The 15657-nt window shown below is 54.3% G+C and carries 13 protein-coding genes; 2 read left to right on the forward strand and 11 right to left on the reverse strand.

Annotation, left to right across the window (positions count from 1 at the left end):
* Nucleotides 1-151 precede the first annotated feature (151 nt).
* A complete protein-coding gene (locus ABDK75_RS11005; protein ID WP_346005915.1) occupies nt 152-1639 on the forward strand; it encodes a glycosyltransferase family 2 protein in 1488 nt (495 codons plus the stop codon).
* 409 nt (nt 1640-2048) lie between these two features.
* On the opposite strand, the gene ABDK75_RS11010 is transcribed toward ABDK75_RS11005, so the two are convergent.
* From ABDK75_RS11010 to tkt, 11 genes are all read right to left on the reverse strand, one after another.
* Nucleotides 2049-2576 carry a type 1 glutamine amidotransferase domain-containing protein gene (locus ABDK75_RS11010; protein WP_346005916.1) on the reverse strand — a complete coding sequence of 176 codons (528 nt, stop codon included), beginning with the start codon at nt 2574-2576 and terminating at the stop codon, nt 2049-2051.
* A gap of 56 nt (nt 2577-2632) precedes the next feature.
* Nucleotides 2633-4075: an aldehyde dehydrogenase gene (gene aldA, locus ABDK75_RS11015; RefSeq protein WP_346005917.1), complete on the reverse strand. Its 1443-nt coding sequence runs from the start codon at nt 4073-4075 to the stop codon at nt 2633-2635.
* Nucleotides 4076-4218: 143 nt separating this feature from the next.
* Nucleotides 4219-5085, reverse strand: coding sequence for a LysR family transcriptional regulator (locus ABDK75_RS11020; protein ID WP_346005918.1), 867 nt, complete (start codon nt 5083-5085; stop codon nt 4219-4221).
* A gap of 75 nt (nt 5086-5160) precedes the next feature.
* Nucleotides 5161-5640, reverse strand: a complete 480-nt coding sequence (locus ABDK75_RS11025) for a YaiI/YqxD family protein (protein WP_099210648.1) — start codon at nt 5638-5640, stop codon at nt 5161-5163.
* Entirely contained in the window at nt 5624-6202 is a 579-nt protein-coding gene (locus ABDK75_RS11030; protein WP_317214800.1) for a gluconokinase, read from the reverse strand. The genes ABDK75_RS11025 and ABDK75_RS11030 overlap by 17 nt, the downstream gene beginning before the upstream one ends.
* Entirely contained in the window at nt 6190-6882 is a 693-nt protein-coding gene (gene rpiA / locus ABDK75_RS11035) for a ribose-5-phosphate isomerase RpiA (RefSeq protein ID WP_046899916.1), read from the reverse strand. Before rpiA ends, ABDK75_RS11030 begins: the two co-directional genes overlap by 13 nt.
* On the reverse strand, nt 6879-7619 hold the full coding sequence (gene pgl, locus ABDK75_RS11040; RefSeq protein WP_346005919.1) for a 6-phosphogluconolactonase: 741 nt from the start codon (nt 7617-7619) through the stop codon (nt 6879-6881). Before pgl ends, rpiA begins: the two co-directional genes overlap by 4 nt.
* Nucleotides 7616-8476, reverse strand: a complete 861-nt coding sequence (locus tag ABDK75_RS11045) for a Cof-type HAD-IIB family hydrolase (protein WP_099210652.1) — start codon at nt 8474-8476, stop codon at nt 7616-7618. The genes pgl and ABDK75_RS11045 overlap by 4 nt, the downstream gene beginning before the upstream one ends.
* Nucleotides 8477-8558: 82 nt before the next feature.
* Nucleotides 8559-9557: a phosphogluconate dehydrogenase (NAD(+)-dependent, decarboxylating) gene (gnd, locus tag ABDK75_RS11050; RefSeq protein ID WP_211497756.1), complete on the reverse strand. Its 999-nt coding sequence runs from the start codon at nt 9555-9557 to the stop codon at nt 8559-8561.
* A 2-nt stretch (nt 9558-9559) separates the two neighbouring features.
* Complete coding sequence (locus ABDK75_RS11055; protein WP_346005920.1) at nt 9560-12430, reverse strand: bifunctional transaldolase/phosoglucose isomerase; 2871 nt, start codon at nt 12428-12430, stop codon at nt 9560-9562.
* A gap of 11 nt (nt 12431-12441) precedes the next feature.
* Nucleotides 12442-14499 carry a transketolase gene (gene tkt / locus ABDK75_RS11060; RefSeq protein ID WP_346005921.1) on the reverse strand — a complete coding sequence of 686 codons (2058 nt, stop codon included), beginning with the start codon at nt 14497-14499 and terminating at the stop codon, nt 12442-12444.
* Between the two features lie 121 nt (nt 14500-14620).
* On the opposite strand from tkt, the gene ABDK75_RS11065 reads away from it, so the two are divergent.
* A complete protein-coding gene (locus tag ABDK75_RS11065) occupies nt 14621-15640 on the forward strand; it encodes an MBL fold metallo-hydrolase (protein WP_339405660.1) in 1020 nt (339 codons plus the stop codon).
* Nucleotides 15641-15657 lie beyond the last annotated feature (17 nt).

A 15657-nucleotide genomic window follows, 5' to 3' on the forward strand; every position in this document is an offset into this window, starting at 1 on the left:
TGAAATTAAGGTAACAGGCCCTCAGTAAAATGCAAAAATAGACTTCTGCATCCTATTTTTCTAATAAAATTTTCCGCTTGGCTTTAAATTTTCTCCATGATTTAAATACAAAAAACGCTTCTGATCTGGTATTTTAAAAACGGAGAGTACAATGAAAATTGCGGTTGTTTTATTTATAAAAGATGAAGTAGAAGAAATATATTCTTGGATATCATGGTACAAACTCATTGGTGTCGACACAATAATAGTTGCCGATGATAATTCCAATGACGGAACATTTGAGGCGCTCTCCGATATTTCCAACAGTTTTGACGTTAGAGTTACCAGATTACCTCCATCAGAAACTCCTCACTCATGGAGACAAAAAGAAGTTTATATTTCTGCTATAAATAACTTCAAAGATGAATTTGAATGGATCGGATTCTTAGACTGTGATGAATATCTTCTTTTAGAAAAACATCAGAACCTAAAAGACTTCCTTGGCGAATTCAAACCCACTGTGGGTCAAATTTGCTTTAATTGGTGCAATTACGGAAGCTCTGATAATATCACAAAGCCTGCATGGCCAAGTACTTTTTCTTACAGGCATCACCTCTCTAAAGAAGAGTTCATCAACAAACATACAAAATCTTTCATACGACCAAAATACTGGTCCGGAGAATGGCAAACAGTTCATTCTTTCAAAATGAAAAATGACATAGAAACCGTAAGCTCTTCAGGAAAAAAATTTACCTGGTCAGATACAGTCGGAATCATGGAAGATGAACCAGACTGGACCAATGGAAAGGTTATGCACTTCCAATGCAGAAGCATGGAGCACTTTGTAGAGAGATTTAAAAAGAGAACAAATATAAACCCCTCTACCCATCTATGGCTTGAATACAATAAGGGACATGAATACGATGATAAGGGGAGTAAAAATGTTTTAAAATTACGCGAAACAATGGGATACTTTTTTGAAAATACCATCCAAAGAGTTGCCAATGAAATTGGCGTATTTGGAAAACAATACAAATATATTTCAATGGAAAAATTTGAATCGGATCTTTTTCAAAGCATTAACATACTCCCACACGTTAATTTGTTTAAGCTGAAAACATTTCATGATAAATATTGCGGCGTTGATTCCCGCGGGCTGACCGTTGCCAATGATGGCAATTTACAAGAAATATATGGTATAAAATTTACGGATAAAAATAAAATTTTTATTTTTTCTAAAAATTTAAATCGATTTTCTATTCTGCATGATCGCAGATTACGCCGGTTTTTTTCTTATGAAATTTTCCCAACAGGAAAAGAAAACCAGTTCTTTTTAAGACATCCTAACACAAAACATTTTTTAACTTCCGAGCCAGTTCATATAGGCGGAACTATAATTTCCGACAGAAAAAAAACAGGAGATTGGGAAAAATTTCATATAGAAAAGGTTAATGTTACTGAAGAAACACTTAAGGAACGCTTACAGCATATTTCCATGTTTGTTTGTAATTTTCCAAATAGGTTAATTACCACGAGGAATGAAGAGATAACAAAAAAAGATTTATCATGCGTAACAGAAATAGTTTTTGACTTGCTAGATAAAGATGGAAAAGATTTCGTTCGTGCAAAACTAAAGGATAGCAGCTCCTATATAATATAGTAATTAATTCGGAATGTAGAATAAGATGCTTTCAAAATATTCTTGAAAGCATCTATCATCCATTTTTATATATTCCATATTATCTTACATCATTCCAATCGAAGCATCAGACGACTGCAAGCAGAGCCCGTTTTCCTTGGAACTTCCTAGTCAACGTATGGATGAGCGACTGCAAAACCTTGCTCACCAGACAGGGTGTTTCGTAGAGGTGGATCCGGCGCTTCTAGGCACCATGAAAGCGCCAGCCGTCTCAGGTGTCTTGACGCCCCGACAGGCATTCAGTCGATCCCTAAAAGGGAGCGGCCTACGCTATCGGTTTGTGAAAGATCATTGGAAAATTACATCTCCAAGCCAGACGACCGACCATCCAATTCATGACTCGTTCGTCCAGCCTTGGTGATGCGATGTATCACCCCACCTTGAAATGCTTGATAATCGCCTTGTTGAAAGCAGGCAGATCGTCGGGGCATCGTGAGAAAACATAAGGGCCGTCTGTCACAACTTCTGTGTCCACCCAGCTTGCTCCCGCATTTTCAAGATCGGTCTTGATTGCAGGCCATGATGTAACGGTACGGCCTCGTAGCTCGTTTACTTCGATCAAGACCTGCGCTCCGTGACAGATCGCAGCGATCGGCTTGTTGGCCTTCACAAACTCCTTCACGAACGCCACGACATCCCGGTTCATGCGGAGGCTATCAGGAGAGGCAAGCCCTCCCGGCAGCAAAAGAGCATCAAAATCGGAAGCTTTCGCATCCGCAATACCCAGCTCTGCTTTAATTTTGCGAGACGGATAAATGTCCATGTTGACCGCCTGAAACTCGCCTGCTTTCAACGAGATTACACTCACAGTCGCGCCCGCTTTTTCCAGCGCCTCTTGTGGAGATGTCAGTTCGATTTCTTCCAGGCCATCAGTGGCCAGTGCAGCAACTTTAACCATGTTTCTGGTCCTTTCATAAAAAAGGGCAGCCCGGTCTCGGGCTGCCCTTCTCAACATCAAGCGTTGAGATAAATCGTCTTGGTCTGCACATAGGCTTCCAGCCCGTGCTGTCCGTCTTCCCCCCCAAGGCCACTTTCTTTGTAGCCATGGTGGAAACCTTGCGGCGCTTCACCGCCGGGACGGTTCACGTAGACCTCTCCGAACTCCAGTTCGCGCGTCATACGCAGGATACGACCCAGATCCTTCGTGAAGAGGTAGGCTGACAGCCCATACCGGCAGTCATTAGCCCAGGCGAGCGCCTGATCAAAATCCGCCACCTTGATAAGCGACATGACAGGGCCAAACACCTCGTTATGAACGATGTCCATATCCTGTGAGACGTCCGTCAGCAGTGTGGGCGCGTAAAAATAGCCCTTATCATAGACACCGCCTGTTAAGCGTTTTCCGCCAGTTTCCAGCGTAGCACCTTGGCGAACAGCTTTTTCGACAATCTCGTGAACCTTGTTGAGTTCGTCTTCGCTCACCTTGGGGCCCATGTCCGTTGAAGGGTCAGTCGGCAAACCAACTTTCAGAGCGCCGATCTTCTGGCGAACCTTCTGCACAAAGTCGTCGTAAACCGCTTCATGGATGTAGGTGCGTTCATTGCAGGTACAGACCTGCCCCGTGTTCATAAAGCGAGATTGCACAGCCGCTTCCGCCGCCTTTTCCAGATCAGCATCTTCCATCACCAGGAAGGGAGCCTTGCCACCAAGTTCCAGTCGGACTTCCTTCAGCGTCTTCGCTGCGGCGGCCATGATCTTTTTCCCGGCCGGCGTTGAGCCGGTCATGGTGATGAGCTTCACATCCGAATGCGCGACCAGCGGAACTCCGACTTCTGGACCGTCCCCCGTGACGATATTAACGACACCTTTGGGAATGCCTGCTTCCTCAACCAGCTTCGCCAGATGAAGGGACGCAAGCGGCGTTAGTTCGTGCGGCTTTACAACGATCGTATTACCAGCCGCGATGGCCGGCCCAATCTTGCGAGCACAAAGAGCCAGCGGAAAATTCCAAGCCGTAATGGCTCCAATCACGCCAAGAGGCACACGATCAATCAGAATTTTCTCGTCCGGGGTACTCCCGGGAATGATTTCCCCCTGAAGACGCAGCGTGTTTTCAGCCGAAAACCGCAGAAGCCCGATTGCGAAATCAACTTCGACTTCAGCTTCCTTCAGGGGCTTACCCATTTCGGACGTAATGATCTGGGCCAGAACCTTCTTGTCCCGTTTCACCAGATCTTTCAGCGCATGGACATAATCAGCGCGCTCCGTCGCTGTCTTTCGGCTCCAGGCCGGAAATGCCGCCTTGGCTGCTGCTACCGCCTTATCCAGATCGGCTTCACCACCCCGAGCCGCCTGGCCGACCGTTTCTTTCGTGGCAGGATTTTCGACAGCAATCCATTCTCCCGTCTGCGGGGAAACCCATTCACCGTTAATGAAGAGATCGTATTTCTGAGCCATGAGTGCTCCTGTTTTGCAGGAAGCGCATCCTGCGCCGCTTTAGTCCAGACGCATGAGACCGCTGCCGGTTCAATCGATGGCCCGACACTGGCAAGAGATATGTTTTATTAAAAGTGATGATAAATCAGTGTTTCGTTCACTATTTATGAGTCTTTAGAGATTGAACCCAGACTATCCATGAACAACCGGGCCAACACGCTCACTCGCGGCTCCCGCCAGACCGAATAGATATCACTACCCTGAAGATCTGCGGGGTACTGCACAGCGATGTCTGTCTTACGGACAGCCCCCAGAGTTGAGAGAACACTCTGCGGAATACACGAAATTCCCAACCCCGCCTCTACGCAGGCCATAATGACGTCATAAGACTCAACGGTATGGATAAGACCGCCGCCAAAGCCCTTCTGTTCCAGCCAAGCCTCAAAATACCGGCGATACAAACAGTCTGTATTGAACAGAAAGACTGTCTGGCCTGACTGAAGTGTCTTCTGTCCTTCGGGCAAAATAAGTGCCAGACGCTCGCGAAAGGCAAACGCACTGCCCATCATGGGATGCTCGATTGGCCCATCCGTTAGAGCAAGATCAATCTCGCCATCAACCAGCATACGCTCAAGTGTATCTGTCGGCCGGATCAGGATCCTGATCTCTACGCCCGGTGCCGCCGCCAGAAACTGCGGCACTCGACTGGGTAAATATTCCTTCAGTGCGACGTCCAAGGCGCCAACAGTCAGTATCCCGCGAGGCACACCTTCAGAAAAGAGATCTGTCAGGTGTCGTGCCTCTTCAACGACGGTTTTGGCCTGTTGGTGAAACAATCGTCCTTCCGGCGTCAGAAAGAGACGGTTCTTTTCCCGCGTAAACAGCTCCCGCCCCAGAAGCTGCTCCAATTCCCGCAAGCGCGCCGTCACGTTGGACGCCACACAGTTCAGTTTCCGTGACGCTGCCACCACAGTTCCTGTCTCGACGACAGCACAGAACATTTCCAGCTGTGCAAGACGCAACGGATTCATGGGCGATTTTTCCTCAGCAGCGGACTCTTATCCCCAGATTCATGGAACATCTCCGGGGACGTCCCTGTGGATGTTTTATGAAGAACTGGGGATCACTCTGGAAAGGGCAGCTTTCCTGCGGAGTCGCACGATGAGCGTATCGAGAGCGGAAAGAAACCGGCTTCGATCCGCTTTTCCAAAGGATGGATTGTACGTATTCATCACCCCGGTTTCGCGCAGGTCATGCATCAGATCCCGCATGGCCGAGACCATTCCCACGGACCGATCATCGATTTCTTCGCCATTAGGGCGCAAAACGGCAGCCCCCTTTTCCAGACACCGCACGGCCAGTGGCACGTCGTTCGTAACCACGATGTCTGCTGTGACAGCCTGCTCTGCAATCCAGTCATCCGCAACGTCTGGCCCTTCCGGCACGACCACACGCTCAATCAGTGGCGACTGGGGGATATTGATCCAGCGATTGGCAACAACCAGCGTCTGGAGGCCATAACGGCCTGCCACACGGTAAATCTCGTCCTTTACAGGGCAGGCATCTGCATCAACCAACAGCCGCATGGAGTTCCTTCTGGTTTTCTTCATCACGAAACTGCTGGATCAGCTTCTCCAGCACAACATCGGGGTGATCTTCACCACAAACATGAATAACCGGCTCGTCGTCACCAGGCTCTTCAAATGTGGAAAGCTGGCTCGGCAGCAGACTTGGCGGCATGAAATGACCTTTTCGATGGGTCATACGATCAGCCAGAGTGTCACGAGCAACACGAATATGAATAAATTCAACGGGAAGATCGCGGCGTAGCTGTTCGCGATAAATGCGCTTCAAGGCGGAGCAGGTCAGGACAGCACCATGACCCGCTTTTACTTCCCTGCTCAGCCAGTCACGACAGAGTTCCAGCCAAGGCTTGCGGTCTTCGTCCGTCAGCGGCTGACCTGAGCTCATCTTGTCAACGTTACTTTGGGGATGGAGCGCATCCCCTTCCTGAAAATGCCACCCCAGGCGGGTGGCAAGGCCGGTGGCGATCGTTGTCTTGCCTGTCCCGGAAACACCCATCACGACCAGAAAACGCGGCCGGACACCTATGGCCTTACTGACGTGCGCAGTCTCTATGGTTCCCATCGCTCCACTCCCTGTTCTGTCGCAACCAGAACTTCAGACGCCATGTTCAGGAACATGCCGTGTTCCACCACGCCCACGATCGCGTCTATTTGGCGCGCCAGATCTTCCGGGTCCTCGATCGGGCCGAACGTGCAGTCCAGGATCATGTTGCCATTGTCACTGACGAACAGGTTCCCATCACGGTCGGTCCGGGGCTTAACGCCCTTGGCACCGCAGGCTGACAACCGTTCTGCCGTGCATTCCCAACCAAAAGGAATCACTTCCACGGGAACAGGAGCACGCTCCCCAAGGTGATCAACCGGCTTGCTGCCATCCACAATCACCACAAATATCTTCGAAGCCTGAGCCACGATCTTTTCACGCAGAAGCGCCCCGCCAAGGCCCTTGATGAGGTGCAACGGCCCCCGCTGAACCTCATCCGCGCCATCAATGGCAATATCGAGCTGACGATGAGCGGAAAAATCCGTCAGTGGAATACCCGCTTTTTTAGCCTTGCGGGCACTGTCTTCGGATGTCGGAATCCCGACAATGTGAAGGCCTTCTGCCACGCGCTCACCGAGCCGCTCGATCATGTAGGTGGCGGTGCTTCCCGTGCCGAGTCCAACCACCATGCCACTCTTGACCATATCGGCAGCACGACGAGCGGCAGTGCGCTTGTGCGCCTCCATATCCGAGCTCATGCGGCGTCTCCCGTTGCAGCACGATCTGCAAGAATGACGATACGGCCTTCACTGGTCACATTTGCAGACGGCAGAGTTTTATCGCCCTCACGAAGACGCTGGAGCATTTCAACCTTGGATGCCCCGGTCACCAGAAAGACGACCAGCGCGCTGGAATGGATGGCAGGATACGTCAGAGTAATGCGCTCGTAAGGTGCGGTTTTCGGAGCTGCCGTTCCCACCCATGCCGTCCTTTCCTGAAGCACAGGCTCGCCTGGAAACAGGGAGGCCGTATGTCCATCCGTTCCCAGACCAAGCATCACGAGATCAAACAGCGGACGAGCCGGGTCCAGCTCCGTCGCGCCGTATGCAGTCTCAAGAGTTTTCTGATAGGCACGCGCATCCGCCTCAACCGTCCCAGCCGTTGGGATCGGATGAACGTTCTCGGCAGGAACCGGAACATGGCTGATCAGAACAGACTGGCCAACCGTGTGGTTGCTGTCCGCATGCCCTTCGGGAACATGGCGCTCGTCCCCGTAGAAAATCTCAATACGATCCCACGGAATGCGCTTTGCCAGCTCTGGCTCGGCCAGCAGTTCGAAAAGTCGCTTGGGTGTCGAACCGCCAGACAGAGCCACACGGAACTTGCCGTCCGTCTTGGCAAAAACACCTTCCACCAGAAGATCCGCCATTCGAAGGGCTACTGCTTCTGAGCTCGGCAGTGTTTCCAGTGTGGCAGTACGGATATCGGTCGTCATGTGTTTTTGACCCTTGGCAGAATGTAGCGCTCAATGGCTTTGGCCCAGCCATCACGCTCATTGGTGTCAGTAAGAACCTGGGCAGCGGCTCTCACATCGTCTTCAGCCTGTCCCATGGCAATGCCCAACCCCGCGACAGCAAACATCGGCAGGTCGTTATGGGCATCACCCAGACAGGCCACTTCATGCGGCTTTACACCGTGAGCGAGAGCCAGCTCACGGACGGCTTCGCCTTTGTTGGCGAGCGCAGGCGTAATATCGAGCAGCATTTCGGAGGAACGGCGCACACTGGCTTCACCACGAAGCATAACAGCCAGTTCCGTCTCGACACGCTGAAGCAGGTCGTAGTTGTTGCTCACACCCATGACCTTACCAATCCCGTCAAACTCATGACGTAGATCCGGCACAGCGTGGGGCGTCAGCCCGGTGATACGGCGCTCATGCTCGACAAACGGCGTCGCGGCGTCACTGACCATCCAGTAAGACTGACGCAACAGCCACGTTTCAATCCCATGGACATGCAGCATGTCATGCACCACGGAGAGCACATCACGCGAAAGGACACGGCTCACTGTCGGCGTTCCGTCCGGCGAAAAGATAATGCCGCCGTTGAAACCCGCGTTCTGACCGCTCAAGCCGAGTTGTGAAATGTATTTTGTCATCGCAGCCGGGGGCCGCGCGCTTGCCAGACAGAGCGGAATACCGCGCTTCTGGAGCTCCTTTGCCATCGCCATTGTAGAGGGAGCGATTGTCTTTTCCGGTGTCAGGAGCGTTCCATCCATGTCGGACACAACCATCCGGATCGTATCCGGAAGCGCTGGAAGTTCCGCGTGAATGGTATCTAGGTCAATGGACATACAAGCCCCAGTCGGTCGGCCATATTGAATGGGGGAGTGAGCATACTGTGCCCACTCCCCCTTGCCCATCCGTCAGAGGGGCTTATTTCTGCTCGACGTGACCGCCAAAGCCGAAACGCTGCGCCGAGAGAATCTTCTCGGCGAAGTTATTGCCCGACCGCGAACGGAAACGGGTAAACAGAGCCGCCGTCATAACAGGCGCCGGCACATTTTCTTCAATGGCGGCTTCGATCGTCCAGCGACCTTCACCAGAGTCAGCAACTTCACCCGAGAACTCGGACAGTTCGCCCGACTTCGCGAGCGCTTCCGCCGTCAGATCCAGCAGCCAGGACGACACGACACTGCCGCGACGCCAGACTTCGGCAATATCCGCCATGTTCAGGTCGAAGCGTTCACCTTCGGCCAGAACGGGTGAGTTCTTGCTCTTCATAATGTCAAAGCCTTCAGCGAAGGCCTGCATCATGCCGTACTCGATGCCGTTATGGATCATTTTCACAAAGTGGCCCGAACCGGACGGACCACAGTGCAGATAACCCTGCTCGGCACGCGGATCGAGATTGGCCGCATCCCGGTTCGGCGTGACGGGAACATCGCCCTTTCCAGGTGCCAGAGCCGCCAGAATTGGATCGATATAATCCGCAGCCTCTTTCGGCCCGCCATACATCATGCAGTAGCCACGTTCGAGGCCCCACACACCGCCGGACGTGCCAACGTCAACGTAGGAAATCCCTTTCGCTGCCAGCTCTTCCGCACGACGGACGTCATCCTTGTAGTAGCTGTTGCCACCATCAATAATGACATCTCCCTTGCCGAGAAGCGTGCCGAGCTGCTTCACGCAGGCTTCGGTAATCGCACCAGCCGGAAGCATGACCCAGACGACACGATGCGTGTCACCTTCAAGACCCTTTACAAGCGCCTCGACGCTGTCCACGCCTGTGGCGCGACCCTTTTCGGATCGCTCCACAGTCGCTGCCGTCACGGCAGCCGTGCGGTCATGCACAACAACATCATGTCCATGCCGGGTCAGACGGACGGCAATATTGCCGCCCATACGACCCAGACCAATGATACCGATCCGCATGTTTATGCTCCTGCCACCGCTTTATGGATTGCCGTGGCAAGGGTCTTCAGGCCCTCTTCCAACGGTCCATCGATATGCACCCTGAGGGCACGACGCCCACGGGCCGAGAGAACTTCGAAGTCACCACGTGCCTGTGCCGCTTTAACGACACCGAAGCTGAAACCATGCCCCGGAACCGGGACATCAGCAGCATCAGCCGCAGTTACCTGAAGGAAAACACCACTGTCGGGGCCACCTTTGTATGCCTGGCCTGTCGAGTGAAGAAACCGCGGACCGAACTCGGCTGCCGTGGCAACCTTCAGCACGTCGCGCAATTCCATACGAACGTCCTGCGCCCAGTCCCGTGTTTCACGGTTGCGTTCGATATAGGCCAGAAGGCCAACATAATCGCCAGCACCAACACGGCTGAAATGCTTCTTGAGAACGGAAACAGCGTCTCCTCCCCCAAGAACACCCGCATTCTTTTCGTCTGCGTAGAAAGACAGCTTTCCGTCGATCGCGAACGGCTCTTCTGCTGGCAATGAACCAGTTTCAGCATAAGCGTTCGTCAGCTTGCGGGTTTCAACCTTGCTGAACTCGACATCCGGCTGATCAAACGGGTCAATGCCCAGAACCGCACCTGCGACAGCAGTTGCAAATTCAAAGACAAAGAAGGCCTGCCCGATCTCGTTTTTGTCTGCCAGACGCACCGTAATCACCGGAGCTCCAGCTTCGCGTAGCGCCCCAAGACGACTATCCGGAACGTCGTCGCCCAGCAGGATATCCACGAAAACGCGGTCCTTGCCGTAGACGTCAGGCGTGCCGAGCACTTCCTCGTCAATCGGGATCAGACCTGTGCCCTTCTTACCGGTGCTTTCCGCAATAAGCTGCTCAAGCCAGGCCCCGAAGGACGCAATGCCCTTGGACGCAAGGATTGTCACCTTGTCACGACCGAAGCACTTGGCGGAATGACCAAGGATCAGACCCAGCGTCACACCCGGGTTAACGTGTGCCGGTGCGCTCGGACCACAGCTCTCGACCATCAGATTGGTAATGGTCAGGAACTTGCGAACATCAAGACCGCTGACTGCGGCTGGCACCAGTCCAAAGTTTGACAGGACAGAGAACCGTCCACCAATTTTTGGATCACCGTAAAAAATGCGCCAGAAGCCGTTCTCTTCGGCGACCTTCTGCATGTGGGAGTCAGGGTCCGTGATGGCGATGAAGTTATCGCCCGGAGCCTTGCCCAGAGCCTGACCGGCAACCGTCCAGAAATGCGCGAACAGAATGTTCGGCTCCAGCGTGCCGCCAGACTTGCTGGCCACGATGAACAGGGTCTTCTTGAGATCAACGGCCTTCTCGTAAGCCCGAACCTGTTGCGGGTCGGTGCTGTCGAGAACATGCAGCTTCGGCCAACCTTCCTGCTGACCGAAGGTTTCGGCCAGAACCTCTGGGCCAAGGCTCGAACCGCCCATACCCAGAAGCAGGATGTCAGAGAAACCACGACTGCGGACATCACGAGCCAGAAGTTCCAGCTCTTCGATGTGCCACAGACGATCCTGAACGATGGTCAGCCAGTTCAGCCAACCGGCTTCAGCACCATTCGTCCAAACAGAGGCGTCCTTCGCCCAGATGCGACGGACCAGACCTTCCTTGCTCCACGCCGTCTCGGATTCAGCAACATCGTCGCGGATATCCGAGGGAAGGTCAGCTGTGACGTGGAGCAACCGTTTTCCCAGCACAGACTCCCGCTTTTCAGCGACCGCACCGAGAAGAGTGTCGAAGGACTCAGAGAAGGAGGCACAGCCATCCTTCACCAGCTTCGCCGTGACACCGACCAGATCCAGACCAAGGCGCTCGGCCTCAGCAAGAACGTGACGGGCTTCTTCAATGTTTTCCGTCAGGCTCTCACGGAGCTTGCCGTGATCGCGGAACGCATCGAACGTTGCTGGCGGAATGGTGTTGACCGTCTCCGGACCAATCAGCTCTTCGACGTACAGAACGTCAGAATAAGCCTTGTCCTTCGTGCCGGTGCTAGCCCAGAGCAGACGCTGCGGGTTTGCACCCTTGGCAGCAAGTGCCTGCCAGCGCGAGCTCTTCTTGACGTCAAGGTAATACTGATAGGCGGCCTTGGCGTTTGCGATGGCAACCTTGCCACGCAGAGCCTTGAGCGCTTCCGCATCCTTGTCACCAGCAGCGACGCGGCGATCGATTTCGCCATCGATCTTTGCGTCAATACGGCTGACGAAGAAGGAAGCAACGCTGGAGATGTGGGAAATGTCTTCCCCACGGGCTGCGCGGGCTTCAAGACCGGAAATGTAAGCTTCCAGAACGGCCTTGTACGCATCCAGAGAGAACAGCAGCGTCACGTTGATGTTGATGCCGTCTGCAATCGCTTCGCGGATCGCACCCGTGCCTTCTTCCGTACCCGGAATCTTGACCATCAGGTTCTTACGACCAACAGCCTTCCACAGGCGACGGGCTTCCGTGATGGTGCCGTGCGCGTCAAAGGCCAGATACGGAGAGACTTCGAGGCTGACGTACCCGTCCAGACCCTTTGTCTTTTCGAACACCGGATAAAGGACACCGCAGGCAGCGCGGATGTCATCAATCGCGAGGTGCTCGTAAAGGTCTCCAGCAGAGAGACCTTCCCCTTCGAGAAGCTTGCGGATCTGGGGATCGTATTCCGTCCCCTTACCGATGGCCTTCTCGAAAATGGCCGGGTTGGAGGTCACCCCGCGAAGCCCGTCTTCCTCGACAAGCTTCTTGAGGCTGCCATCTTCCGTAAAACTGCGCTGGATAAAGTCCAGCCAGGGGGACTGGCCGTGCTTTTCCAGATCCCGCAGGACACTGCCCACTTTGTCTAGGCCGGTGTTAGAGATTGTGTCCGCCACAGGTTCTCTCCTTACTTGCTACGGGCAGCCTGACGCTTCGCGGCGCCATAAACTGCTTCCGGCGTAAAACCGAACTTGGTCAGAAGTGCAGAGGCAGGAGCCGATGCACCAAACGAATTCATGGCAATGATCGAGCCGCCAAGACCGACATAACGGTCCCAACCGAAGGCCGCAGCCTGCTCGACAGCCACGCGGCCGATCACGTCAGGCGGCAGAACGGAATCGCGGTATTCCTGGCTCTGCTCTTCAAACAGATCGAAACTCGGGATCGACACCACGCGGGCCTTCACACCTTCTGCCTTAAGCTTTTCATAAGCTTCGACAACCAGCGATACTTCAGAACCCGAAGCCATCAGAATCACATCCGGCTTACCTTCACAGGAGGCCAGAACGTACGCGCCCTTGGCCAGACCGGAAGCCGCTGCATACTTCGTGCGGTCAATGGTTGGCAGATTCTGGCGGCTTAGAGCCAGAACAGCAGGCTTGTGCGTCATTGGGATCAGCGTGCGCCATGCCTCTGCCACTTCGTTGGCGTCGGATGGGCGGATCGTCATGATGCCCGGGGTCGCGCGAAGTTGAGCAAGCTGCTCGATCGGCTGATGGGTCGGGCCATCTTCACCGACGCCAATGGAGTCATGCGTGAAGATATACGTGACCGGCAGTTCCATGATGGCCGACAGACGGATCGGAGCCTTCATGTAATCAGAGAAGATCAGGAAGCCGGAGCCATAGGCACGGATGCCGGACAGCGCGATACCATTACAGATCGAACCCATCGCGTGTTCACGCACACCGAAATGCAGGTTGCGGCCACCATAGGTGCCACCCCACTGCGGCGGCTGGAACGATCCGCCACCCTTGATGTCCGTCTTCGTGGACGGCGTCAGGTCAGCAGACCCACCAATCATCCAGGGCAGGTTCTTGGCAACGGCATTCAGCACCTGGCCAGAGCTTGCACGGGATGCAACGCCTTTGGCATCAGCCTCATAAACCGGGATGTCCTTGTCCCAACCTTCTGGCAGACGGTGCTCGAAGATTGCTTCAAGCTCGGCGGCTTCCTTCGGATGCGCTTCCTTGTAAGCCGAGAACAGTTCGCGCCACTGGGCACTGGCCGCTGCACCGCGCTTGCCGAGACCTTCAGCGAAATGCTCCTGGACACCATCCGGAACATAGAAATCACCGGCATTTTCCGGCCAGCCATAAGCTGCCTTCGCGCCCTTGATTTCATCTTTGCCCAGCGGTTCACCATGAGCGGATGCCGTGCCGGCCTTCTTCGGCGCACCGTAACCAATGACCGTCTTCAGAACGATCATGCTCGGGCGGTCCGTGACCTTCTTGGCTTCCTGAAGGGCCTTCAGGATTGCCTGAACGTCGTTACCGTCCGTCAGTGTCTGAACGTGCCACTTATAGGCCTCGAAACGCTTGCCGACGTCTTCGGTCAAGGCAAGGTCGGTCGAGCCTTCAATGGAGATCTGATTGGAATCGTAAACCCAGGTCAGGTTGCCGAGGCCCAGATGACCGGCCGTTGAAGCCGCTTCCGAAGCCACACCTTCCATCATGTCGCCATCACCACAGAAAACCGTGACGTGATAGTCGAACAGCTTGAAGCCCGGGCGGTTGTACGTTTCAGCCAGCCACTTTTCAGCAATGGCCATACCCACGGAGTTGCCACAGCCCTGACCCAGCGGGCCGGTCGTTGTTTCAACGCCTGAGGTGAAACGATATTCCGGGTGGCCCGGCGTCCGGGAGCTCAGCTGGCGGAACTGCTTCAGGTCCTCGACAGTGAGAGCTGGCTGGTCCACGACCTTTCCATCCTGGATGTCCCGAACGCCTGTCAGGAACAGCGTCGAGTACAGGAGCATGGAGGCGTGTCCGACGGACAGGACGAACCGGTCACGGGCTGGCCATAGCGGATCGGCAGGATCGTAGTTCAGATCATGCTGCCAAAGCGCATACATGGCCGGGGCGAGAGCCATTGCGGTTCCGGGATGCCCGGAATTCGCACGCTCGACGGCGTCCATGGAAAGGGTGCGGATGGTATTGATACCGAGTTCAGGAAGCGTACTCATCGGTATGGGGTCTCCGGCTTGTGACGAGCGGGGGAAAGGTCAATGATGCCCCCGCACCTTCTGCAGCCACGGCATGACGCGATATCACGTCTGACGCAATGCTTGATGGGTAAACCATATTGTGAAACACGGTCTTGTGCTTGAAGACAACCCGCCTCACTTCGATGGAACACGTTATTTCAACCCACCTTCGTGGCGCCCGGATAACGCTGTTTCAGGACGCCCCCCTGCCCAGCGCTTCCGCAATATCCTGAAGTGGCAGCTCAGCCTGCGTCCCCGCTGGCCTGATGCCCTGCCTCCTCAGAAACCCCACACCCTGACTGCTCCCGCGCCCGGTGAATGTCTCGCAACGTTCATCGGCCATGCCACCGTTCTGCTTCAGTTCGGCCGGCAGGGACGTGAACCATTACGCATCATCACGGACCCGGTGTTTTCAGAACGCTGCTCCCCGTTCCGGAGTTTCGGCCCCAGACGCGTCCGGCCACCTGGCATCTGTTTTGAAGACCTGCCGCCAATCGATCTCATTCTGGTTTCACATTGCCATTACGACCACATGGACCTCCCGACCCTGCGCATTCTGGCGTGCAAAGGTGATCCGCTGTGCATTACGCTGCCGGGGAACCGCAGCCATCTGGAAAAAGCTGGGCTGCCCCGCATTGTCGAACTTGACTGGTGGAACAGCACGCAGGCGGAAGGCGCGCGCATTTCTGCAACGCCCGCCCTGCATGGAAGTGCTCGTACTCCGTTCGATCAGAACAAGGCCCTCTGGGGCGGCTTCATGATCGAAACTCAGGACAAAACCGTGTTCTTCGCCGGAGACACAGCTTGGGGCCGTCACTTTGACGCGATCCATAATCGCTGGAACACGATTGACCTCGCAATCCTGCCAATCGGTGCCTACGAGCCACGCAATTTCATGCGTCGTGTTCACATGAATCCGGAAGAGGCGGTCATGGCCTTTGACACCCTCAAGCCCACCCAGGCAATGGCCATTCACTTCGGGACATTCCAGTTGACTGATGAAGCTATTCTGGAGCCTGCGGCACGCCTCAATCTGGCCTTTCAGGACCGTGCCTGTCCCTTTAAAGCTCTGGAAAACGGGGAAACCCTGGCTCTTTCGCCCCCTCCCGCAAGCCGCTAACCTAACGGCACTATGTC

Source organism: Gluconobacter sp. OJA, assembly GCF_039638325.1.
Lineage (GTDB): Bacteria > Pseudomonadota > Alphaproteobacteria > Acetobacterales > Acetobacteraceae > Gluconobacter > Gluconobacter cerinus.

Excerpts from the sequence above, each read along its gene's own strand:
- aldA (WP_346005917.1), bottom strand. The coding sequence starts at position 4,075 with ATGGCTCAGAAATACGATCTCTTCATTAACGGTGAATGGGTTTCCCCG.
- ABDK75_RS11020 (WP_346005918.1), bottom strand. The coding sequence starts at position 5,085 with ATGAATCCGTTGCGTCTTGCACAGCTGGAAATGTTCTGTGCTGTCGTC.
- rpiA (WP_046899916.1), bottom strand. The coding sequence starts at position 6,882 with ATGAGCTCGGATATGGAGGCGCACAAGCGCACTGCCGCTCGTCGTGCT.
- gnd (WP_211497756.1), bottom strand. The coding sequence starts at position 9,557 with ATGCGGATCGGTATCATTGGTCTGGGTCGTATGGGCGGCAATATTGCC.
- ABDK75_RS11045 (WP_099210652.1), bottom strand. The coding sequence starts at position 8,476 with ATGTCCATTGACCTAGATACCATTCACGCGGAACTTCCAGCGCTTCCG.
- ABDK75_RS11030 (WP_317214800.1), bottom strand. The coding sequence starts at position 6,202 with ATGGGAACCATAGAGACTGCGCACGTCAGTAAGGCCATAGGTGTCCGG.
- ABDK75_RS11010 (WP_346005916.1), bottom strand. The coding sequence starts at position 2,576 with ATGGTTAAAGTTGCTGCACTGGCCACTGATGGCCTGGAAGAAATCGAA.
- tkt (WP_346005921.1), bottom strand. The coding sequence starts at position 14,499 with ATGAGTACGCTTCCTGAACTCGGTATCAATACCATCCGCACCCTTTCC.
- ABDK75_RS11025 (WP_099210648.1), bottom strand. The coding sequence starts at position 5,640 with ATGCGGCTGTTGGTTGATGCAGATGCCTGCCCTGTAAAGGACGAGATT.
- ABDK75_RS11005 (WP_346005915.1), top strand. The coding sequence starts at position 152 with ATGAAAATTGCGGTTGTTTTATTTATAAAAGATGAAGTAGAAGAAATA.
- pgl (WP_346005919.1), bottom strand. The coding sequence starts at position 7,619 with ATGACGACCGATATCCGTACTGCCACACTGGAAACACTGCCGAGCTCA.